The sequence below is a fragment of the Pedobacter glucosidilyticus DSM 23534 genome (genome assembly GCF_000425145.1).
In the GTDB taxonomy this organism is placed as follows: domain Bacteria; phylum Bacteroidota; class Bacteroidia; order Sphingobacteriales; family Sphingobacteriaceae; genus Pseudopedobacter; species Pseudopedobacter glucosidilyticus.
In genome coordinates this window covers 57648-78850 of sequence record NZ_AULF01000003.1, presented here as the reverse complement: position 1 = coordinate 78850, position 21203 = coordinate 57648, and the positions used below count along the sequence as shown (strand labels likewise).

Sequence of the window (21203 nt, the reverse complement as noted above, 5' to 3'; positions counted from 1 at the left end):
CTATTAAAAACATCAACCTAAAATGCAACAAACACCTCAGCAACTTTTATTAAATGGTGCAGCTACACCATTTGCGCAAACATATTTTCATGGCACCAAGGCAAATCTTCAACTTGGCGAACACATAGCCATTGGTTTTAACTCTAATTACGGTCAGCAAAAGAATGCACAATACATTTTCTTGTCCGCAACTTTAGATGCTGCAATTTGGGGTGCAGAATTGGCTTTGGGAGAAGGCAGAGAAAGAATCTATTTGGTAGAGCCTACTGGCGAACTAGAAAATGATCCAGATTTAACAGATAAAAAGTTTCCAGGAAATCCTACACAGTCTTATCGCTCTAAACACCCTTTTAGAGTAGTAGGAGAGGTAGCAGTATGGCAAAGACATCCAAAAGAACAAATTGAAGCCATGAAAGTTGCTTTAGCCAAGCTTAAAGCCGAAGGAATTAATTCATTAAATGATAGAACAGGGTAAATAATTTTGGATAACTTATTTATCATGAGTAATTACGTTATCTATCAATCATCAAGAGACTTTACAATAAATGAATGCGAATTTGGTATTTACATTTAATAATTTATTGTAAAACAGATATAAAAAAAGCCTATAGAAATAATCCTATAGGCTTTAGTGTGGAGTCGGAGGGATTCGAACCCTCGTCCAAACATGGGATGAGTTGCGCTTTCTACATGCTTATTTTGTAATTGATTTTCGAGCTAAAGTTGGCCACAAACAGCCTGCTTTAACCTTAGTTTCTTTAGTTGTCGGGATAAGTTCGAAACTAACTTATCCTTATTCCGGCTTTTCGGTGCTTCCTTATCGGGTGTCGCCAGACATAACTCCCGGGAAACATCCTGCTTCCGCTACTTTAGCGAGACGAGGCTAATTTTAACTCAGTTAAAATTAAGCAGCAAGAGCGTAATTATTTTCGCCTTTTATAGTTTGAGAATCCTGATTATAGCGATGTTTTCTCAATTCGCTGCATGCTTACACACTGATCTTCCATCCTGTCAATTCCGGTCGACCCCATTTGTTTTTAATTAAACACAAAACTAAACAATAGTTCTAGCTTAACTATAAACAATTTCTTTTTCTTTATCAAACACCCTGCCAGGGTAAACTTTTAACGCTTCTTCTAAACATCTCATAGCCTTTATCAAGTCGGGCTTATTTAAAACATAAGCTAGTCTAAGCTCATTCTCACCCACACCTGGTGTAGCATAAAATCCTGAAGCAGGAGCTAACATTACGGTCTGATTTTCATAAGCAAATTCCTCTAGCATCCATTGGCAAAACTTATCAGCATTATCAATAGGAAAACGGGCAACTACATAAAAAGCACCTCCTGGGTTAGGGCAAAATACACCATCCATTTTGTTCAAAGCTTGAACCAAAATATCTCTACGCTCAGCATACTCATGGTTTACCTCTGTAAAATAACTATCTGGTGTAAAAGTAGTAGCGGCGGTACCAGCAATTTGTTCTACCATACCGGGGCTTAATCTTGCTTGCGCAAATTTAAGTGCTGTTGCTATTACTTCTTTATTTTTGGTAATCATACAGCCTAATCTTGCTCCACAAGCGCTATAACGTTTAGATACTGTATCTATAATGATGACATTATTTTCAATTCCTTTAAAATGCATAGGAGAGAAAAACTGTTTATCATCATAACAAAACTCGCGATAAGCTTCGTCTGCTATAATAAATAAATCATGCTTTAAAGCTAAGGTCTTTAAATCTTCAAATTCTTGCTTGGAGTATAAATAACCAGTAGGATTATTAGGATTACAAATCATAATAGCCCTTGTTTTAGAAGTAATTGCTTTTTCAAACTCAGCTATAGGAGGCAAAGCAAAACTATTATCGATAACAGACAAAATAGGCTTTATGACACTGTCACTCTGGCAGGCATAAGCGTTATAATTTGCATAAAAAGGTTCTGGAATAATAACTTCTTCTCCTTGGTTTAGGCAAGTCATTAAACTTATAATAATAGCTTCGGAACCTCCTGTAGTTACCAAAATATCCTCGGGTGTAATGTTATAACCTAACTTATTATAATAATCAGTTAAAGCATCTCTGTAAGAAACAGTTCCTTCAGAGGCTGTATAAGCCCAAACTTTAAAGTCTATATTTTTAATCGCATCCAACATTACAGCTGGGGTCTCAATATCGGGTTGACCAATATTGAGATGATATACTTTTTTACCATCAGATTTTGCTCTCTCAGCAAAAGGGGTTAGCTTCCTGATAGGCGAAGCTGGCATTTGTTGTCCTTTATTGGAAATTTTAGGCATAATCCACAAAATTAGTGGTTGTTTGTTTAGGGTTTATGGTTTAATCTTTTTTAACAAAGAAAAGCCTTTCCTGAAATTACAGAGAAGGCTTTTCCTGAATTTAATATGTTTAAAAATTACTTGGCGGCAATAACTTCACCTTTTACATATAACATCTTTTTAGGTGTTTTTGAGTTAGAGCTGATGGTTACCGATTTATTAAACGGTGCAACAGCTGCTGCATTATAAGTAATGGTAATAGAACCAGACTCTCCTTTTTTAATAGGTGTACCTGCTTTAGGTGAAACTTCCGGTACGGTACAACCGCAAGGAGAGGAAATATCAGAAATAATTAAAGGCTCATTACCAGTATTGGTGTATTTAAAAGTAAATGAAACTGGTTTGCCTTGAGGGATTTTGCCAAAATCATGTGTCTCTTCTTGAAATTTAAATTCAGCTTTATTGTCTTGCATAGCAGTGAAACCTATGAAGCCCACAAGTACTGCCATAATGATTAAAATCTTTTTCATTTTTTCGAAAATTTATTCAAATGTACTAAACTCAAAATTTGTTCCAAACATTTTACTGAAATAAGCTTTAAAATTCGTCATCCAATTGATATTTTCATATTTTTGAAATCTTACAAACCGGCTGATATGAGAGAGGCACCACATAAAATGACTAATGCTTTTGATACTTCTGAACTTAGTTTTGACGATTTTAAATCATTGGTAATCAATGATTATAAGATTGCATACGAAAGTAGGCAAGCTAGTATTTTGGGCCGTAGAGAGGTGTTAACGGGAAAGGCTAAGTTTGGGATTTTTGGTGATGGAAAAGAGGTAGCTCAACTGGCAATGGCAAAAGCTTTTAAGCCAGGAGATTGGCGTTCTGGTTATTACAGAGACCAAACTTTTATGTTTGCCGCAGGTATGAGTAATATTTTAGAGCTTTTTGCTCAGCTTTATGCTCATACAGACGTAGAAAAAGATCCTTCTTCTGTTGGAAGGCAAATGAATTCTCATTTTGCTACCAGGTTTGTGAATGAAGATGGTACCTGGAAGAGCCAAACAGCCATGAAAAATAGCTCTTCGGATATATCACCAACCGCAGCGCAAATGGCCAGATTAGTGGGTTTAGCCCATGCTTCTAAGTTATATCGTCAAAATCCAGAGCTACAAGAATTTGAAAATTTTTCTATTCATGGTAATGAAGTAGCGTTTGGTACCATCGGTAATGCCTCAACTTCAGAAGGTGTTTTTTTTGAAGCTATCAATGCAGCTGGTGTTTTACAAATTCCTATGGCTATATCTATCTGGGATGATGCTTATGGTATATCTGTTCCAGCAAAATATCAAACAACTAAAGAAGATATTTCTGAAATATTAAAAGGTTTTCAAAGAGATGATGAAAAACCTGGATTCGAAATTTTTAAAGTAAAAGGCTGGGACTATGTTGCACTTTGCGAAACTTATGAAAAAGCTATACAAATTTGCAGAGAAGAACATGTGCCTGTTCTTATTCATGTAACAGAATTAACGCAACCTTTAGGGCATTCTACATCAGGTTCTCATGAGCGTTATAAATCAAAAGAACGTTTGGTATGGGAAAAAGAATATGATTGTATAACGCAAATGCGTAAATGGATGATTTCTTCTGCTATTTCTACAGAAGAGGAGCTTGATGAACTTGAAAGTTCTATCAAAATTGAGGTAAAAAAGATGCTTAAACAAGCTTGGGATGATGTGATGAAGGATATCAACCAAGAAAAAGATGAAGCGCTAAAACTTATTGATAGATTAGCTTTAGAAGAGCCTCTAGTTGGTGAAATTGCACAAAAATTGCGTTCTGAAATCGATCCCCTAAGAAAAGAAATTCTTTCTGCTTGTAAGAAAGCCCTGCGTTTAACCAGAAATTTTAATTCGTCCTCGAAAGAAGAGTTAATGCAATGGCTTTTATCACAAATTGCACATAACCAAGAAAGATATAACTCTAAATTATTTTCACAAACTCCTTTATCACCGTTAAAAGTTCAATCAATCGCTCCAATTTATTCAGAACAAACAAAAGTTGTTGATGGGAAAGACGTTCTAAACGCTTGTTTTGATTACAATTTTAATAAAAACCCCTTATTGGTTGCATTTGGTGAAGATTTGGGAAGAATTGGCGATGTTAATCAGGGTTTTGCTGGTTTACAAGCTAAATACGGGGAGCTAAGAATTGCAGACACAGGTATTAGAGAAATGACTATTATTGGTCAAGGTATAGGTTTGGCTTTAAGAGGATTTAGACCTATAGCAGAAATCCAGTATTTAGATTATTTAATTTTTGCTCTAAATATTTTAAGTGATGACTTAGCTAGCCTTAGTTACAGAACCAAGGCTGGCCAAATTGCTCCTTTAATTATCAGAACTAGAGGACACCGTTTAGAGGGTATTTGGCATGCAGGTTCGCCTATTGGTATGATTTTGAATTCTTTAAAAGGTATTCATTTTTGTGTTCCTAGAAATATGACACAAGCTGCCGGGATGTACAATACTTTATTTAAAGGTGATGAGCCTGCTTTGGTGATAGAGTGCTTAAACGGTTATCGTTTAAAAGAGAAATTACCAGATAATGTTGGCGATTTTACTGTAGCCTTAGGAGAAATAGAGGTGTTAAAAGCAGGAAAAGATATAACAGTGGTTTCTTATGGTGCTACCTTGAAATTGGTGATGGAGGCTGCAGAAGAGTTATTAGATTATGATATTGATGTAGAAGTGATTGATGCGCAAACACTTATGCCTTTTGATATAGCTATGGATTGTGCTAAATCTTTAGAAAAAACCAATAAGTTATTAGTAGTTGATGAAGACGTACCGGGCGGTGGAACAGCTTATATTTTAAGAGATATTTTAGAAAGACAAAATGGCTATTATTTATTAGATATGCAGCCGCAAACCTTATCAGCAGCAGAGCACCGTACTTCTTATGGGTCTGATGGAGATTATTTTGGTAAGCCTAGTTTAGATGATATTGTAGATAAGATTTATCAAATGATGCAAAATTCTAACCCTAAGAAATATCCGGGATTTTATGCTTAAGTTATTGAGCTTGCCTAGTTAATAAACCTTCTTTTAGCGCATATTGGCAAGCTATAATTTTTTCTAGATGTAATTCTTGAATGATATATTTAACAATTATTGAAGCCATCAAAATCATATCCACACGTAAAGGAATTAACCCCTCTATCTCAGATCTTTGTTGATGATTAGAAGTAATAATTTCGTTGATCAAATCATTTAGTTCTAGGGGTTCTAGGGTAATCCAAACTTCATCTATGGGTTTAATAAATCCTCTAGCTACAAATATCTCTCGATATGAGTCAAATGCACCAGCGGTTCCAATAAGTTTTGTTGGCCGATAGGCTTGGCAAGCTTGTTTTAAATCTCTTAAAGTATTTAAAAAGTGATTATGGATATTATGGATATCCTGTTCTTGTATAGGGTCATGATGATAGAAATCTGCTAATAACCTAGTTGCGCCAATACGGTAACTATTTTTCCAGAAAACTTGTTGCTCATTACACAGTATAAACTCTACGCTTCCACCGCCAATATCCATAACTAAGCAGTTTTCATTTTCTAACGCTCCGGCTGCCTTGGTACCTTCATAAATCAATAAAGCTTCTTCCTGTCCGTTTATAATTTCTATATGGATTTTACTTTGCTTATAAACATCTTGTATGAAACTTAATCCGTTAGAGGCATCTCTTACCGCAGCAGTTGCAGTAGCTTTTATTGCTGTAATGTTATATTTTTTTAACACCTCTGCAAAATAGGCCAAAGCTTTTAAACCTCGCTGGTAAGCCGCAGGCATAATTTCTCTTTTATTAATACCACCTTCACCTAGCTTCACAGCAATAGTTTTGGTATAAACAATTTTTATTTTACCAGCCTCTATTTCACCTATAAGCAGATGAAAGGTGTTAGTTCCAATATCTATTGCAGCAGAAAGCATTTTATAAGGTTAAATCGGGTATCAATCCTGAATCACTCTTTATAAAAAAACCATTTTGCTAGCTCTTTATAAGTAACCTTTTTGCCGTACATTAAAATGCCTACTCTGTATATTCTTGATGCTATCCAAGTAGTAAAAACAAACCCTGCAATTAATAAAGCAATAGATAAAGCAAGTTCCCAAGTTGGCACTCCAAACGGAATTCTAATCATCATAGCAATAGGAGAGGTTAGTGGTATCATAGACAACCAAAATGCCAAAGGCCCATCTGGGTTATTGATAATCACATTCATCCCTACAATAAAAGTAAAAATAAGAGGCAAGGTTATGGGAAACATAAACTGCTGTGTTTCGGTTTCATTGTCTACAGCAGAGCCTACAGCAGCAAATAAAGCGCTATAAATTAAATATCCTCCAATAAAATAAAACAAAAAAGAACCTATGATATAAGGAAAATTAATACTACTTGCAGCATTGATGAATTTTAGAGCCGGGCTTTCTTGTACTTTAGTAGGGTTTGTATCAGTATTTACTGTAGCATCAACTTTTTCTGTTTTAATAACTTGTTGGTCTGGAGCTAAAAATTTTCCAGCAGCTACTGATATTGTACTTGATAAGATAATCCATAATAAAAACTGCGTTAAACCAACTGCGCCTATACCTAATATCTTACCTAGCATTAACTGAAAAGGTTTTACAGAAGAAACGATAACTTCAACAATCCTGTTGGTTTTCTCTTCAATTACTCCTCGCATAACTTGTGCCCCGTAAATGAAAAGAGAAAGATAAATCAAAAAAGATGATATAAAACCTACCACATAAGTTGCACCTATGTTAGCGTCTTTTTCTCCTTCATCGGTAAGTTGTTTTGCATTAATATTGATTTGGGTTTTAGAACTTTTAAGAATAGCTGTATCTATACCAGCAGCTATAAGTTTTTTGTTTTGGATGATGTTTTCCATTTGCTTTTCAACATCATTAAGCAAACTGAAACCAGGCTTTTTTGCAGATAAAATTTCTATATCATTTGAAGAGGCATAATCTTTTGGAACATAAAGTAATAATAAGTCTTTTTTATTTTTGATTTTAGCTTTGTTAGCCGCATAACCTCCATCAGCATATTTAAAAGTTATGGTTTCAGAATTTTTAAACTCGTTTTTAAAAATCCCACTTTCATCCAAAACTAAAAACTCCTTTTTGCTTTCTCCTTCATTTTTATAAATGAAAAATACAGCCGCATACATGGCAATAAATAAAGAAGGAACCAGGAAAGTGAGGATAAGAAATGATTTCTTTTTTACCCTACTGAGGTATTCTCTTTCGATAATTAAAAATACTTTTTTCATGGAGACTTAGTTTAACGCAGTAACTTTTTGGATGAAAATTTCGTTGATACTCGGAATAACCTCTTCGATATGCTTGATTTGAACTTGAGGTATAAGTTCTAACAATACGTCATTAGTGCTAATTCCAGAGTTTAATTTTATAGTAATTTCTTTTGTTTCATCCAAAATATCTTCTTGAATAACCTCGAAATTACTGTACTGAGAAAGATTTAAGCTACCCTCATATTTTATTTTGTAAGTTTCATTACGATAAACATTTTTAATGTCTTTGATACTACCGTCTAATATTTTATGAGATTTATGGATAAGTGCAATATGATGGCATAATTGTTCTACAGACTCCATTCTATGAGTAGAAAATATGATGGTGGTTCCTTTTTTATTCAGTTCAAGGATTTCATCTTTAATAATTTCTGCATTAACAGGGTCAAAACCCGAGAAAGGTTCATCCAGAATAATTAATTCAGGGTCGTGGAGTACAGTAGCTACAAACTGTACTTTTTGTTGCATTCCTTTAGAAAGATCTTCAACTTTTTTCTTCCACCAGGTTTGCATCTCCATTTTTTCGAACCAGAATTTTATCCTTTTAATGGCATCAGCCTTACTTAGCCCCTTAAGTTGGGCTAAGTAAAGCATCTGTTCGCCAATTTCCATTTTTTTATAAAGGCCTCTTTCTTCTGGTAAGTAGCCTATTTTATTAATATGTTGAGGATTTAACTTTTCACCATTAAAATAAACCTCGCCGCTATCAGGCGCTGTAATTTGGTTAATGATTCTAATCAGTGAAGTTTTACCAGCACCATTTGGGCCCAATAAGCCAAATATTTTACCTTTTTCAATTTCTATACTTACATCGTCTAAGGCCCGGTGCTTTGCATATTCTTTAACAATATTTCTGATGCTTAACATGAAGTATTTATGTTAGTTGATAGGAACAAGTTTATAAATAATCCCCGGATTTTCAACAGTCATATATAAATAACCATCCGGACTTGTTCTTACGTCTCTTACCCTGCCAATGTTTTGGAAAAGTAATTCTTCTTTAACTACTTTATTATTAACCATTTCGCAACGATTTAGATATGAATATTTAAGAGAACCAATCATCACATTATTATCCCAACCTTTATAAATATTTCCATTTGCAAATGCTAACCCGCTTGGTGCAATAGAAGGTACCCAATAATGTAAAGGCTGCTCCATACCTTCTTTTGCCGTTCTGTTGGTAAGAATAGTACCATTGTAATTGATACCATAAGATATTACAGGCCATCCATAATTCTTTTTAGGTAAAATAAGATTTAGCTCATCACCACCACGTGGGCCATGCTCATGAGAAATAATCTGACCATTTTTAGGATTTACAGCTAAACCTTGAGGGTTTCTATGTCCGTAAGAATAAATAGAAGGAACAACCTTTTTATCGCTTAAAAATGGATTGTCTTTAGGAATAGAACCATCAGCATGAATGCGATGTATTTTACCTAAACTATTATTATCTAAGCTTTGTGGATTTCTGTCATGGTCGCCACGTTCTCCAACAGAGAAATAAAGATAACCATCATTAGCAAATATCATTTTTGCACCGTAATGTCTTCTTGTTGATTGGTAAGGCTCTGCAACAAAAATATCTTTTTGTTCTGTAAGCTGGTTTCCACTCAATTTTGCCATCATAATGGCTGTTGTAGAAACTGTTTTGCCATCAACTTTTTTAAATTTATTATAAGACAAATAAAGGGTTTGGTTTTTCTTAAATTCAGGATGTAACAAAATATCCATTAAACCACCTTGTCCTTCTGATAAAATTTCTGGCAAGCCTGAAACTTCAGTAGCTTTTTTATCCTTAGAGATTCTTTTTAAGCTAGCTTCTTTGTAAGTAACCAATAAGTCTCCATCTGGTAAAAATGCAATAGACCATGGAGATTGTCCGCCAGCATAAATTGTATCTAACCTAATGGTAAGTTTTTCTGTTTTAAAAATATTTGATTTTGGCTTAGCCGATACCGCATATTTATCAGCGTTTTTAAGTCTGTCTAAAATGTAATCTGCTAAATTATAGATTTCGTTATCCTTAAAAGCAGCGGCAAAAGATGGCATTCCACCATCTGGATAACCATTTTTAATGCCTTTAAAAATATCAGCTCTGGTGTTTCCATACTTCCATTTCCTGTCTATAAAAGTATTTAAATTCTCGCCATGGCAGCCTCCGCAATAAGTTTTATAATGTACAGCAGCTTGACCAAAGTTTTTACTTTCTTGTAATTTAACAGGAGTAATAGTCGGTTTTGTTTCCGATTGGTTTTGATATAAGGCTGCAGATATAGCAACAGCACTTATAACAGTAATGATTGGTTTAAACATGTTTGAGTGGTTTCTTGAAAGTTTAACTTGATGAAGTTACAATTTTGATTAAAAATTGTTGCCATTATCATCTATTATTTTAGATACAAAAGTGAAAAAAAGTGCTTAATTTTTAATTTAAATCGATTTCTAAAATCTAATTTATCAAAATAAACACATAAAAAAAGGCGAAACTTAACATTTCGCCTTTCTACTTTTTATCTTACTCAAAGTATTCTTTCATCCTATCGAAGAAACTTTTCTCATTCTTACCAGGGTTTGGTCTAAAATTTTCTGAAGCTCTTAATTTTTCCAGAAGCTCTCTTTCTTCATGGTTGATAGTTTTTGGTGTCCAGATATTAACCTGTATCAACTGGTCTCCTTTGTGGTAAGAGTTTACTTCTGGTATACCTTTGCCTTTTAAACGAAGAATTTTTCCACCCTGTGTGCCTGGTTCTAATTTAATTCTTGCTTTTCCGTCTATGGTAGGTATATCTACACTTGTACCTAAAGCAGCATCAACAAAGCTTACATGTAAATCATAAATGATATTAATACCTTCTCTTTTTAGAGTTTCGTGAGGCACTTCTTCAATTAAGATGATTAAATCTCCTGGAACGCCGCCGCGTGGGGCAGCATTACCTTTGCCACTCATACTTAATTGCATACCTTCACTTACACCAGCTGGTATATTGATGCTGATAGTTTCTTCGCCTCTGGTAACACCATCGCCATGGCAAGTGTTACATTTAGAAGAAATGGTAGAGCCCTCGCCATTACAAGTAGGGCAGGTGCTGGTTGTTTGCATTTGCCCTAAAATAGTATTAGTAACTCTTCTTACAGCGCCACTTCCACCACAAGTTTTACAAGTACTAAAAGAGCTTTTATCTTTAGCACCAGTTCCGTCGCAAGTATTACAAACAACTTGTTTATTAACCTTAACCTTCTTTTCTACGCCATTAGCAATTTCTTCTAAGGTGAGTTTTACTTTAATGCGTAGGTTACTGCCACGTTGTACCCTTCTACCGCCACGAGACTGCCCTCCGCCACCAAAGAAACTATCAAAAGGATTACCACCGCCAAATACATCTCCAAATTGGCTAAATATGTCTTCCATATTCATGCCACCACCGCCATAGCCTCCGCCAAATCCTCCTTGCGCACCTGCATGCCCAAATTGGTCGTAACGCTGGCGTTTCTCCGGATTACTTAATACTTCGTAAGCTTCAGCCGCTTCTTTAAATTTATCTTCAGCCGCTTTATCATCAGGGTTTTTATCTGGATGATATTTGATAGCCAACTTTCTGTAAGCTTTTTTTATCTCATCAGCAGATGCGCCTTTTGAAACACCAAGTATATCGTAATAATCTCTTTTACTCATGTATTTATTTGTTGAATGATTGAATGATAGATTTTAAATTATTGAAAAGTGTTTATTCACTTAAAAATCAATCCTTCAAAATTTAACTTATGCTCCAACTACTACTTTAGCGAAGCGTATTACTTTGTCATTTAAATAATATCCTTTTTCTACCTCATCAATCACTTTTCCTTTTAAATCATCAGAAGGGGCAGGGATATTGGTGATAGCTTCATGTATTTCTGCATCAAAGGGTTGACCTTTAGCTTCCATTTCTTTTAAGCCTTTTTGCACCAATAAAGATTTTAGTTTGTGATGCACTAAATTAACACCTTCTTTAACAGGTTCTATTTCTTGCGCAGTTTCCATAGCTTTAGCTGCTCTTTCAAAATCATCAAGAACAGATAATAGAGATACAATTACGTCTCTTCCAGCAGTTTGTAATAAATCTATACGTTCTTTGGTAGTTCTGCGTTTGTAGTTATCAAACTCTGCATAAAGCCTAATATATTTATCATTTAAAGAAGCTACCTCATCTTTTAACTTATCTACTTCAGAGATTTCATCAGTTGTGATATTTTCTTCAACTTGGTTTTGTCTTGCCTCGTTTACTTGCTCAATTTCTTCTCTTACTTCTTTCTCTGCCTGAGATTCTTGTGTATGGTCTGTCATTTTGTTTGTATCTTGATTTTCCACAGTCTTCTTTTTCTTAAACATATTATAATTCTAATATTATTACCGAATACCAAAACTTTGCCAGATGCAAAAAAACAGTCAAGCTGTCAGTTTAGTACTTAATAGCATTACATTTTGACTGTTTTAGGTATTTTCTAATGTTTAAACGGTGGCGTCTTCCACTACTTTACCGCTTTCGCATTTGATAATTCTTGAAGGGAAGGTTCTGATGATATGATAATCATGCGTAGCCATTAAAACGGCGGTTCCAGACTGGCTTATTTGCCTTAATAATATCATAATTTCTTCTGATGTTTCTGGGTCTAGGTTACCTGTTGGTTCATCAGCTAAAATCAATTCTGGATCGTTTAACAAGGCTCTAGCTATCACTACTCTTTGTTGCTCGCCACCAGAAATTTCATGTGGCATTTTCTTCATTTTACTACGTAAACCAACTTTTTCTAAAACATCCTTAATTCTTTCTGCAATTAAGTTTTTGTCTTTCCAGCCAGTAGCTTTAAGTACAAATTGGAGGTTTTCTTCTATGGTACGGTCTGTTAATAACTGAAAATCCTGAAAAACAATACCCAGTTTTCTTCTTAAAAAAGGTACATCTTGTTCTTTTAAAGTCTTTAATTCAAAACCTACAGCATGCCCATCTCCGCTAGCAATGTGTAAATCGCCATAAATAATCTTAAGCAGGCTACTTTTTCCAGAACCGGTTTGTCCAATAAGGTAAACAAATTCACCTCTTTTAACTTCCAGATTCACACCAGAAAGCACTAAGTGTTTTTGCTGAAAAATATCAATATTATTAAGTTGTATTACCGTATTCCCAATCATTTTGTTAGATATCTAATTTAAGAATCTGCCCAAAAGGCAAATCCTTTACCATATTCATTATATATTCTGCCTTATCGCCTAAACCTATTTTTTCTAAAGATTTATCTGGCCTATCTATTCTAAAATATGCAAGAAGCGTAAATTTCTCGTCACGTAGCTGTACGTAATCCGGTATTTTTGCCACTCCTTTTACTTTGATTACATACATATTTTCAAAGTTAAAATTTTTTGTTTGCTGATGATGGTTATTTTTAAATCAATTTAAAGTGGCTAAAAACTTCATGGTATCAATACCATCAGCATAATCCCAAAGCTTTGGTTGCTGGCTTTCTCCAAAGCTAGCTTTAGCATTCTGAATATTTAAATTTAAATGAGTTATAACAACCTGTATTTGTTCGCTTCTTTCTGTAATATAAGTTTCGGCGGTTTTTAAATCCTCATATTCCTCAAAATATAAAACAGATAGAGGGGAGCTTAATTGCTCGTTTCTGGTTAATAATAAAAATCCATTATCTAAATGTTCTACTTTATTTACCAGATATATAGACTTGTTATAGTCGTAATTGTTTTGATATTTATGATGATTGATAATGGTGTTATATTCTTCTATCGCTTCAAAAAATGGAATAAAATTGTAGTCTTTAGGAACTAAAACTTTAGAAACGTTACGGCATCCTAAACCGTAATAATCTAAAATGTCTTTCCCTAACGCTTTAAGTTCTATTTCAGATTCCTTACCGGATAATACAGCAATGCTATTTCTGTTTTTTCTGATGATATGCGGTACTTTAGAAAAATAATATTCGAAATACCGGGAACTATTATTACTTCCGGTAGCAATAACGGCATCAAAATTTTCTAACCTATTTACAAAGCTGATTTGGGATTTAAATTCAGGTTCAATCTCTATCAATTTGTTTAAGATGTAAGGAATTAGCATATCATCCTGAGAAGATAATTTAATAAGTGCATGATGCCCGGCCAATAAAACGCAAATAATATCGTGGAAACCAACCATAGGAATATTCCCCGCTAAAACCAATCCGATTTTTTTTGCGCTTGAGCGAAATTCATAATCGTTAAGCCAATAAGTAAGGTCTTCGGCGTTTAAAGAACTCGCTACAGCTTTCACAGCATTATTAACTTCACGCTCTGTAAACCAGCCATTTTTATTTTTGGCTTGTAAAATAAGCTGTTGTAATTGCTCATCTGGTTGAAGCATGTAAGCTCCTAATGTCACCAAAGCCTCAGCTTTTTTCTCTTTATTAAAATTAGACATAGATTTTAAAACTCTAATACTGTAAATGTGTTATATTTGCAGCTTAATTTTGGAAGACACAAAACTACGTTTAAGACTGAAGATATTATAAGATATGGCTATTAAAATTACAGATGAGTGTATAAATTGCGGAGCATGTGAGCCTGAATGCCCGAATAATGCTATTTACGATGCCGGACAGCCTTGGAAATTTTCTGAAGGAACCAGTTTAAAAGGTATTATTGATTTTGGCGGAGGAGAAACACTTGATGCAGATGAAGTACAAAGTGCTATTTCTGATGAAGTTTACTATATAGTTTCTGATAAATGTACAGAATGTAAAGGTTTTCATGACGAGCCACAGTGTGCGGCAGTTTGCCCAGTAGATTGCTGTGTGGATGATGAAGATGTTAGAGAAACTGAAGAAGAACTTTTAGCTAAAAAGGCTTGGTTACACCAAGAAGGTTAAAAAAATAAAATCCGACATTTAAAAATGCCGGATTTTTTTATGATTTAGTTGGTACTATTAAAACAGGACATATAGAATGCCTACTTATGTTTTCTGCTACAGAACCTGCAATAAAATGGCTTAATCCTGTTCGGCCATGCGTACCCAAAACAATTAAACTCGCATTAAAATTTTTAGCAGTATTGATAACTTCATCTGTAATATTGCCTTCCAAAATAAACTCGCTAACAGCTAAACCCTGTGCAAATTCATCTTTAATTTTATTTACCAAGTTAGTAGCACTTTCCTTCTGAATATCTAAAATATTAGGGATAGATATGCCTGGGTCGCCCAGTAAAGGGTCAGCAGCAATATTAGCTGTTACCGGGAACTCATTTACGTGTATTAAACCAACCTCAGCACCTAGTGTTTTTGCTAAAGCGAAACCATATCTTGCAGCGTTATAAGAATATTTACTATCATCAACCGCAATTAAAATTTTTTGAAAAGTGGCGAAATTTTCCATGATGTCATTCATTTGTGTTAATTTACATAAAATTATTTTTACATTATAATTTTATGGACAAACAGTTTGCAATTGCTTTTTTATCCGTGGTGCCATTAAGAGCAAACGCATCACATACCTCAGAAATGGTTTCGCAAGTTTTATTTGGAGAAACCATGCAAGTGCTTGAGCAGGAAGACCATTGGCTAAGAGTAAAAACTTATTTTGATGATTATGAGGGCTGGATTGATGAAAAGCAGGTGAAGTTTTTGGATGATTCTTCAATACAGAAGTTAAATCAAAATACTCAGTTTCTAACTTTAGACATCAATACTTTAGCTTTAAAAGGACCTCAAAAAGAGCCAATTTATTTATGTGCTGGTAGTTTGCTGCCGTTTTTTGAAGAGGGAAAATGTACTTTAGATGATGAGCAATATCAAATTATTAGTAATAATGTTATGATGCCTAATGCTGATGATTTTGCCGGCGATGTAGAAGAAATAGCAAAGAGATTTTTAAATGCACCTTATTTATGGGGTGGCAGAACGCATTTTGGTATAGATTGCTCGGGCTTTACCCAAATGGTTTTTAAAATGTTAGGAAAAAAAATCAAAAGAGATGCCTCTCAACAAGCAGAACAGGGTACTTTAGTTAATTTTCTTACCGAAGCTAAAGCTGGTGATTTAGCTTTTTTTGATAACGAAGAAGGGAGAATTACCCATGTTGGTATCATGCTTAATAATAGCCAAATTATACATGCATCCGGAAGAGTAAAAATTGATTTTATAGATAATCAAGGAATATTCTCAACAGATTTAAAAAAATATTCGCATAAGCTTCGTATAATTAAAAGATATCAAAACTAATCGTGGTTTTTCGGGTTTAAATACCTAAATTCATTAGCTCATTAAAGTTTTATAAGCCTTTTGCGATTTATTATCCTATTTATTTTTCTAAGCAGTTTTAAAATGCTTCACGCTCAGGTAGTTTTACAACCAGGTAAACTACCAGAAAAAGCTTACATTACAACTTATGCAAATATTCTTAATGTCGGTAATCGCACTTATACCATCAGCCAGATAAGAGCGCAAGAAAATATACTTTCATTTCAGCCTATAAAAAGTAACGAAGCTAGTTTAGGTTTTACTAAAGATACTTATTGGGTTAAATTCTCGATTAAAAATAATACAGGTCATGAATTGATGTATTATTTAGAAACTGCCGAACCTGTTACGGACAATGTAAACTTATACTTATTTAAAAGTACAGATAAGCACAAATTTACATTACAAAAAAGTGGAGATAACATTGATTTCTCTGAGAAAAGTATTAAAAATAGAGCGACTTTATTCAAGATAGAATTAATGCCTCATGAAGAGAAAAACGCTTATTTAGAGATTATTAATGATGGCGAGAAGAATAATCTACCGCTGATATTGATTAGTCAGGAAAGTTTGCTACAAAAGGTTTATCATGAGCAAATCGTATTTGGTGTTTTTTATGGGATATTATTACTAGTTTCCATTTTTTATCTTTTCTTTTACTTTGCTCTTCAAGATAGATCTTTCTTATATTATTCTGTATATGTGATATTTGTAGCACTTTGCCATTTTTCTCTGGACGGCTATTATCATCAATACTTAAGTAAAACCAACTCTTGGTTCTCGCTACATGCTGTCATCATATTTGCCATTTTAGGTTCATTCTTTTTTGGAAAATATACCGAAGAGTTTCTCAATATTAAGAAATACAATCCGCTACTACATCAGTTTTTCAAAATCATTTATATAGCCTTAGGTGTGGTTTTACTCGGTGTTTTATTAATTCCTTCATTTTTAGAGTTTTCGTACCCTATAGTTAATATTTTAACCTTACTAGGGATGTTGTTGATTTTAGCATCTGTTATAAGCTTAAATGTAAAAAAGCAGCCTATTGATGTGTTTTTTACTTCAGGTATAGCTATATTATTTTTGAGTTTTACAGTTGCTATTTTATTAAATTTTGGAGTTTTATCTCTAGGGATTGATAATGTTACCAAACTTGGGATAGGTTTAGAGGTGATAGCCCTTTCTTTATCTATGTCTAATCGTATTAGATTATTGAAAACAGATAGAGAGAAATTACAAACTATCGCTTTACAACGTTCGCAAGAAATGAATGAGGTGAAATCTTATTTTTTGTCTAATATGAGTCATGAGTTAAGAACACCTTTAAACGCTATTTTGGGTATCGCAAATTCGTTAGAAGCCGAAATAAAAGATGAGAAAGTAAAAGAAAAGATGGAAACTATCAAATACGTTTCTGATAGTTTGATATCATCTGTTAACGATATTTTGGATTTTTCTAAAATTGAAAAAGGCGAACTACAACTGCAAAAGACAAAGTTTGAACCTATTAAAACCTTAGAAAAACTAACCTTTAATGCAATTATACAAGCAAAAGATAAAGGCTTAAGATTTGAGTTTGTAAAGCCTGAGGCTACAGATTTAGAAGTAATAGGAGATGAAGCTCGATTAAGTCAAATTATTAATAATATTCTTAATAATGCCATAAAATTTACCATTAAAGGAGGGATAAAGTTCATTATAGAGCATGAGGTTGTAGATGAGAAATTGAATCTCTCAATCTCAATAACAGATACTGGAATAGGTATAAGTCAGGAGAAGATGAATACCGTTTTTGATATGTTTACTCAGGTAGATATTGATAACAAGCGAAAATTTGGCGGCTTTGGTATAGGCTTATGTATTGTAAAAGCTTTGGTTGATTTACATGAGGGTGAAGTGAATTTAGAAAGTACCTTAAATGAAGGGACAACTTGTAAAGTGTTGTTAAGTTATCAATTAGCGCCTCAAGAGGCTAAAGTGGTAAATTTATTCCCTACAGATAACCGAGATTTATTAGGTAAAACAGTTTTAGTGGTTGAGGATAATCAGCTAAACCAAATGGTTGTGAAGATGATTTTAAAGAAATGGGCTAATACTAATGCCTTATTTGCGGCTGATGGTGCAGAGAGCTTAGAAGTTCTAAAAAATAACGAAGTAGATATTGTTTTAATGGATTTACAAATGCCCGTAATGGATGGTTATGAAGCTACCGAGGCCATAAGAAATGGTAGGGCTGGTACTCATAATAAAGATATTCCTATCATCGTATTAACTGCTGATGTGATGGAGAGCACTAAACAACGTGTGTTTGAATTAGGTGTGAATGATTACATGACCAAGCCAGTAGACCAAAACCTCTTATACGAGAAAATCACTACACAATTATCTAAGGTTGGATAGATTTAAGCTGTAAAATCCCAAACTTTTACTTGTTTATCATCACTTACAGAAATGATAGACTTCCCATCTGCAGACCAGCAAATATCGTTTACAGAAAGACGGTGGCCAGGCAATCCTTTATCAATACTTAAATTTTTAAATAAACTTAAGTCTTCGGCTCTCCAAATCTTTATGGATTTATCTCTGCTACAAGTTATAAAATAAGGTAGGGTAGGATGGTAAGCAATTTTATATATAGCAAATAAATGAGCCGGAAAATTATGTTCGCAAGCCCAATTCTGAGTGTACCAGCTTCTTAAATGAGCATCTCTAGAACCTGTTAGCAAAAAGCGATGGTCTGGAGAGAATTTTACTGCGCCAACCCCCATGCTATGCGCCTCAAACTCATGTATAAAAGTATAATCCTGAAGGTTATAAACCCTTACTATATGATCATTAGAAGCTGTTACCAGATAATTTAAAACATCGCTAAAATCAAAAGATCTTACTTTTTCATTTCCTGATTTAAACTGATGAATGATGCTTTTATCTGTAAGAGAGATGATAAAAATACTGCCATTATCTGTAGAAATAATGAGTTCTTCTTTAACAGGATGATATTTGATATGGAAAATAGCAGATGCTAAAGGAATTGCTTTTAAAAGTTTGGTGCTTGTTAAGTCAAAAAATAAAAGTGTCCCATCATTACAACCAGCAATTAATAGCTGCTGAGGAATAACAATTTCTAAAGCATAAATAGTGCTTTTAACTTGATTGAAAATACGAAGATGCTTTTGGTTAACTAAATCCCACTCAACAATTCCTTTATCATTACCAGCCGTATAGGCTAATGAAAGTTCTGGATGACTGATAACGGCATAAACTGGGTTATTATGACCTTCTAAAGTATCTACTCTCATCAATTAAAAACTAAAATCTAGTATTTCAAATTTAATGTCTCACATTTATTTATGTCTAGCTTCCAGATTCTTAGCAATATCTTCTAAGGTAAAGCCTTTTTCTTTTAAAAGAACCAAAAGGTGGAAAACTAAATCAGAAGATTCATTTATAAAATCGGTGTCTGTTTCTGCTAAAGCAGCAATAACAGTTTCTACACCTTCTTCACCAACTTTTTGAGCAATTTTATTTAAACCTTTTTGACGTAGTTTATTAACGTATGATTCTTGACTAGGATTATCATATCTATCTTTAATGATAGCTTCTAGTTTAAAGATAAAATTTTGATTATAATCAGTAAAAAAACAACTTCTAGAACCTGTATGGCAGGTTGGGCCAACAGGGTTAGCTTTTATTAAAATGGTATCTTTATCACAATCTATACTGATAGATTTAACAAAAAGAAAATTTCCGCTTTCTTCACCTTTTGTCCATAACCTATTTTTTGAACGAGAAAAGAAAGTAACTTTTCCTTCTTGCTCTGTTTTTAAATAAGCTTCTTCATTCATGTAGCCTAACATTAAAACTTCTAATGTTTGCTCATCCTGAATAATTACTGGCACTAAGCCATCGCTTTTTTGGAAATCTATTTTCACTACTATTGAAATTTTAATTTTTTTAGATTTTGTCTCGTGTCAAAAATTCTTAAGATAATAATCTGTTTGTTTTCATGAATGTAAATCAAACTATTATGTTTTGTAATAACACATCGTCTAAATTGCTGTTCTTCATAAATGATAGGATACAATTTAGGGTTATTGTCTATAAGTTTTATTTGATGCTCAATTTCATTTAAAAAAAGGGTAGCAACTTTAATATTCTATTTTGATACAAGGTATTCTAGGATAATGGATAAATCATTTTCAGATTCAGGAGACCAAACTATCTCATTAATCATTTATAGATTTTTTTTAATTTATCCATCACCTCATCATGCGGTTTCCCTTTACCTGATTTTACGGATTCCATAGCATTAAAAACACTCTCTTGTTGCTCATTTGTTAGCAAATCCCATTGTTTATGGTCTACAGAAGCCCCTTCGTTTTGAGAAATAGCAATCAAATTCAAGTCTGCTAAATTTTGTAATAGCTTTTTAACTTTTGGATTTAATATTTCTATTGTGATGGATTCCATAACTTAAAATTACTAAAAATTAGTTTTTATATCCTTACCGCTATGTTATTTTGTTTTAATAAAGCCTTCAATTTTGGAATTAATATCTCGCCGTAATGAAAAACAGAAGCAGCTAAAGCGGCATCAACATCAGATTTTTGAAAAACATCTATAAAATCTTGTTCATTACCGGCACCACCAGAAGCTATAACAGGTATGGTAACCATATCATTAATTTCTTTTAGGAGGATATTATCAAAGCCAGATTTTGTGCCATCTTTATCCATTGATGTTAATAATATTTCGCCAGCCCCTCTACTTTCTGCTTCCTTTATCCAGTGTTGTGTTTGTATTTCTGTAGGAATTCTACCTCCATTTAAATGAACAAAATCTCCCTGAGGTAAATGCTTAGTATCAACAGCTAAAACCACAAATTGTACACCGAAAGCATTGGCTAATTCATTAATTAATTCTGGTCTTCTTACAGCGGCAGAATTGATAGATATTTTATCGGCACCAGCATTTAAAAGTGCTTCAGCATCTTTTAACTCGCTAATACCACCGCCAATGGTAAAGGGAATATTAACCTGACGGGCAACCGCTTTAACCATATCTAAAGTGGTTTTTCGCTTTTCGTGAGTAGCGGCTATATCTAAGAAAACCAACTCATCTGCACCTTGTTGAGAGTATTGCCAAGCCAATTCTACAGGGTCTCCGGCATCTCTTAAATCAACAAAATTTACACCTTTAACTGTTCTTCCGTCTTTAACGTCTAAACAAGGAATAATTCTTTTACTTAACACTATATTTTAG

At 33.7% G+C, this 21203-nt stretch carries 22 protein-coding genes and 1 other RNA gene; 5 read left to right on the top strand and 18 right to left on the bottom strand.

Going from position 1 to position 21203, the window contains the following annotated elements; all coding sequences use genetic code 11:
- Nucleotides 1–22: 22 nt before the first annotated feature.
- Entirely contained in the window at nucleotides 23–475 is a 453-nt protein-coding gene (gene arr / locus H510_RS0100380) for an NAD(+)--rifampin ADP-ribosyltransferase (RefSeq protein ID WP_026902489.1), read from the top strand.
- Nucleotides 476–631: 156 nt separating this feature from the next.
- On the opposite strand, the gene ssrA is transcribed toward arr, so the two are convergent.
- The 3 genes from ssrA to H510_RS0100370 form a co-directional block, all read right to left on the bottom strand.
- Nucleotides 632–1029, bottom strand: a transfer-messenger RNA (tmRNA) gene (gene ssrA / locus H510_RS19785).
- A 42-nt stretch (nucleotides 1030–1071) separates the two neighbouring features.
- On the bottom strand, nucleotides 1072–2301 hold the full coding sequence (locus tag H510_RS0100375) for a pyridoxal phosphate-dependent aminotransferase (RefSeq protein WP_026902488.1): 1230 nt from the start codon (nucleotides 2299–2301) through the stop codon (nucleotides 1072–1074).
- A gap of 116 nt (nucleotides 2302–2417) precedes the next feature.
- Entirely contained in the window at nucleotides 2418–2810 is a 393-nt protein-coding gene (locus H510_RS0100370) for a DUF1573 domain-containing protein (protein ID WP_026902487.1), read from the bottom strand.
- A 126-nt stretch (nucleotides 2811–2936) separates the two neighbouring features.
- Here H510_RS0100370 and H510_RS0100365 point away from each other — a divergent pair, with 126 nt between their 5' ends.
- On the top strand, nucleotides 2937–5363 hold the full coding sequence (locus tag H510_RS0100365) for an alpha-ketoacid dehydrogenase subunit alpha/beta (RefSeq protein WP_026902486.1): 2427 nt from the start codon (nucleotides 2937–2939) through the stop codon (nucleotides 5361–5363).
- 1 nt (nucleotide 5364) lies between these two features.
- On the opposite strand, the gene H510_RS0100360 is transcribed toward H510_RS0100365, so the two are convergent.
- From H510_RS0100360 to H510_RS0100320, 9 genes are all read right to left on the bottom strand, one after another.
- Complete coding sequence (locus H510_RS0100360; RefSeq protein ID WP_026902485.1) at nucleotides 5365–6279, bottom strand: Ppx/GppA phosphatase family protein; 915 nt, start codon at nucleotides 6277–6279, stop codon at nucleotides 5365–5367.
- Nucleotides 6280–6311: 32 nt separating this feature from the next.
- Nucleotides 6312–7625 (bottom strand): ABC transporter permease, encoded by a 1314-nt coding sequence (locus tag H510_RS0100355; protein WP_026902484.1) that lies wholly within the window; start codon nucleotides 7623–7625, stop codon nucleotides 6312–6314.
- Nucleotides 7626–7631: 6 nt separating this feature from the next.
- Nucleotides 7632–8534, bottom strand: coding sequence for an ABC transporter ATP-binding protein (locus tag H510_RS0100350; RefSeq protein WP_026902483.1), 903 nt, complete (start codon nucleotides 8532–8534; stop codon nucleotides 7632–7634).
- A gap of 12 nt (nucleotides 8535–8546) precedes the next feature.
- On the bottom strand, nucleotides 8547–9986 hold the full coding sequence (locus H510_RS0100345; protein WP_026902482.1) for a PQQ-dependent sugar dehydrogenase: 1440 nt from the start codon (nucleotides 9984–9986) through the stop codon (nucleotides 8547–8549).
- A gap of 202 nt (nucleotides 9987–10188) precedes the next feature.
- Nucleotides 10189–11346 (bottom strand): molecular chaperone DnaJ, encoded by a 1158-nt coding sequence (gene dnaJ / locus H510_RS0100340; protein ID WP_026902481.1) that lies wholly within the window; start codon nucleotides 11344–11346, stop codon nucleotides 10189–10191.
- An 87-nt stretch (nucleotides 11347–11433) separates the two neighbouring features.
- Nucleotides 11434–12042, bottom strand: a complete 609-nt coding sequence (locus H510_RS0100335) for a nucleotide exchange factor GrpE (RefSeq protein ID WP_026902480.1) — start codon at nucleotides 12040–12042, stop codon at nucleotides 11434–11436.
- A gap of 120 nt (nucleotides 12043–12162) precedes the next feature.
- Nucleotides 12163–12843 carry a cell division ATP-binding protein FtsE gene (locus tag H510_RS0100330; RefSeq protein WP_026902479.1) on the bottom strand — a complete coding sequence of 227 codons (681 nt, stop codon included), beginning with the start codon at nucleotides 12841–12843 and terminating at the stop codon, nucleotides 12163–12165.
- 4 nt (nucleotides 12844–12847) lie between these two features.
- Nucleotides 12848–13051: a hypothetical protein gene (locus H510_RS0100325; RefSeq protein WP_026902478.1), complete on the bottom strand. Its 204-nt coding sequence runs from the start codon at nucleotides 13049–13051 to the stop codon at nucleotides 12848–12850.
- Nucleotides 13052–13099: 48 nt separating this feature from the next.
- Nucleotides 13100–14122 carry an acyl-CoA reductase gene (locus H510_RS0100320; protein ID WP_026902477.1) on the bottom strand — a complete coding sequence of 341 codons (1023 nt, stop codon included), beginning with the start codon at nucleotides 14120–14122 and terminating at the stop codon, nucleotides 13100–13102.
- Between the two features lie 94 nt (nucleotides 14123–14216).
- On the opposite strand from H510_RS0100320, the gene H510_RS0100315 reads away from it, so the two are divergent.
- Nucleotides 14217–14570: a 4Fe-4S dicluster domain-containing protein gene (locus tag H510_RS0100315; RefSeq protein ID WP_026902476.1), complete on the top strand. Its 354-nt coding sequence runs from the start codon at nucleotides 14217–14219 to the stop codon at nucleotides 14568–14570.
- Between the two features lie 37 nt (nucleotides 14571–14607).
- Here H510_RS0100315 and H510_RS0100310 read toward each other — a convergent pair whose 3' ends face one another.
- Nucleotides 14608–15087, bottom strand: a complete 480-nt coding sequence (locus H510_RS0100310; RefSeq protein WP_245584766.1) for a universal stress protein — start codon at nucleotides 15085–15087, stop codon at nucleotides 14608–14610.
- Nucleotides 15088–15128: 41 nt separating this feature from the next.
- On the opposite strand from H510_RS0100310, the gene H510_RS0100305 reads away from it, so the two are divergent.
- Together H510_RS0100305 and H510_RS0100300 are read left to right on the top strand one after the other, a co-directional pair.
- Entirely contained in the window at nucleotides 15129–15920 is a 792-nt protein-coding gene (locus H510_RS0100305; protein ID WP_026902474.1) for a C40 family peptidase, read from the top strand.
- A 102-nt stretch (nucleotides 15921–16022) separates the two neighbouring features.
- Nucleotides 16023–18341 (top strand): hybrid sensor histidine kinase/response regulator, encoded by a 2319-nt coding sequence (locus H510_RS0100300; RefSeq protein ID WP_081659152.1) that lies wholly within the window; start codon nucleotides 16023–16025, stop codon nucleotides 18339–18341.
- 2 nt (nucleotides 18342–18343) lie between these two features.
- Here H510_RS0100300 and H510_RS0100295 read toward each other — a convergent pair whose 3' ends face one another.
- From H510_RS0100295 to hisF, 5 genes are all read right to left on the bottom strand, one after another.
- The gene (locus tag H510_RS0100295) at nucleotides 18344–19240 is read right to left on the bottom strand and encodes a WD40 repeat domain-containing protein (protein ID WP_026902472.1); all 897 of its coding nucleotides are present in this window, start codon (nucleotides 19238–19240) and stop codon (nucleotides 18344–18346) included.
- Nucleotides 19241–19285: 45 nt separating this feature from the next.
- Nucleotides 19286–19891, bottom strand: a complete 606-nt coding sequence (hisIE, locus tag H510_RS0100290) for a bifunctional phosphoribosyl-AMP cyclohydrolase/phosphoribosyl-ATP diphosphatase HisIE (RefSeq protein ID WP_081659151.1) — start codon at nucleotides 19889–19891, stop codon at nucleotides 19286–19288.
- The gene (locus tag H510_RS20630) at nucleotides 19876–20094 is read right to left on the bottom strand and encodes a type II toxin-antitoxin system RelE/ParE family toxin (protein WP_425413786.1); all 219 of its coding nucleotides are present in this window, start codon (nucleotides 20092–20094) and stop codon (nucleotides 19876–19878) included. Before H510_RS20630 ends, hisIE begins: the two co-directional genes overlap by 16 nt.
- 77 nt (nucleotides 20095–20171) lie before the next feature.
- A complete protein-coding gene (locus H510_RS17940) occupies nucleotides 20172–20411 on the bottom strand; it encodes a hypothetical protein (protein ID WP_036691435.1) in 240 nt (79 codons plus the stop codon).
- A 26-nt stretch (nucleotides 20412–20437) separates the two neighbouring features.
- Nucleotides 20438–21193: an imidazole glycerol phosphate synthase subunit HisF gene (hisF, locus tag H510_RS0100280; protein WP_026902470.1), complete on the bottom strand. Its 756-nt coding sequence runs from the start codon at nucleotides 21191–21193 to the stop codon at nucleotides 20438–20440.
- Between the last annotated feature and the right edge of the window lie 10 nt (nucleotides 21194–21203).

Excerpts from the sequence above, each read along its gene's own strand:
- arr (WP_026902489.1), top strand. The coding sequence starts at position 23 with ATGCAACAAACACCTCAGCAACTTTTATTAAATGGTGCAGCTACACCA.
- H510_RS0100375 (WP_026902488.1), bottom strand. The coding sequence starts at position 2,301 with ATGCCTAAAATTTCCAATAAAGGACAACAAATGCCAGCTTCGCCTATC.
- H510_RS0100370 (WP_026902487.1), bottom strand. The coding sequence starts at position 2,810 with ATGAAAAAGATTTTAATCATTATGGCAGTACTTGTGGGCTTCATAGGT.
- H510_RS0100365 (WP_026902486.1), top strand. The coding sequence starts at position 2,937 with ATGAGAGAGGCACCACATAAAATGACTAATGCTTTTGATACTTCTGAA.
- H510_RS0100360 (WP_026902485.1), bottom strand. The coding sequence starts at position 6,279 with ATGCTTTCTGCTGCAATAGATATTGGAACTAACACCTTTCATCTGCTT.
- H510_RS0100355 (WP_026902484.1), bottom strand. The coding sequence starts at position 7,625 with ATGAAAAAAGTATTTTTAATTATCGAAAGAGAATACCTCAGTAGGGTA.
- H510_RS0100350 (WP_026902483.1), bottom strand. The coding sequence starts at position 8,534 with ATGTTAAGCATCAGAAATATTGTTAAAGAATATGCAAAGCACCGGGCC.
- H510_RS0100345 (WP_026902482.1), bottom strand. The coding sequence starts at position 9,986 with ATGTTTAAACCAATCATTACTGTTATAAGTGCTGTTGCTATATCTGCA.
- dnaJ (WP_026902481.1), bottom strand. The coding sequence starts at position 11,346 with ATGAGTAAAAGAGATTATTACGATATACTTGGTGTTTCAAAAGGCGCA.
- H510_RS0100335 (WP_026902480.1), bottom strand. The coding sequence starts at position 12,042 with ATGTTTAAGAAAAAGAAGACTGTGGAAAATCAAGATACAAACAAAATG.
- H510_RS0100330 (WP_026902479.1), bottom strand. The coding sequence starts at position 12,843 with ATGATTGGGAATACGGTAATACAACTTAATAATATTGATATTTTTCAG.
- H510_RS0100325 (WP_026902478.1), bottom strand. The coding sequence starts at position 13,051 with ATGTATGTAATCAAAGTAAAAGGAGTGGCAAAAATACCGGATTACGTA.
- H510_RS0100320 (WP_026902477.1), bottom strand. The coding sequence starts at position 14,122 with ATGTCTAATTTTAATAAAGAGAAAAAAGCTGAGGCTTTGGTGACATTA.
- H510_RS0100315 (WP_026902476.1), top strand. The coding sequence starts at position 14,217 with ATGGCTATTAAAATTACAGATGAGTGTATAAATTGCGGAGCATGTGAG.
- H510_RS0100310 (WP_245584766.1), bottom strand. The coding sequence starts at position 15,087 with ATGAATGACATCATGGAAAATTTCGCCACTTTTCAAAAAATTTTAATT.
- H510_RS0100305 (WP_026902474.1), top strand. The coding sequence starts at position 15,129 with ATGGACAAACAGTTTGCAATTGCTTTTTTATCCGTGGTGCCATTAAGA.
- H510_RS0100300 (WP_081659152.1), top strand. The coding sequence starts at position 16,023 with ATGCTTCACGCTCAGGTAGTTTTACAACCAGGTAAACTACCAGAAAAA.
- H510_RS0100295 (WP_026902472.1), bottom strand. The coding sequence starts at position 19,240 with ATGAGAGTAGATACTTTAGAAGGTCATAATAACCCAGTTTATGCCGTT.
- H510_RS17940 (WP_036691435.1), bottom strand. The coding sequence starts at position 20,411 with ATGGAATCCATCACAATAGAAATATTAAATCCAAAAGTTAAAAAGCTA.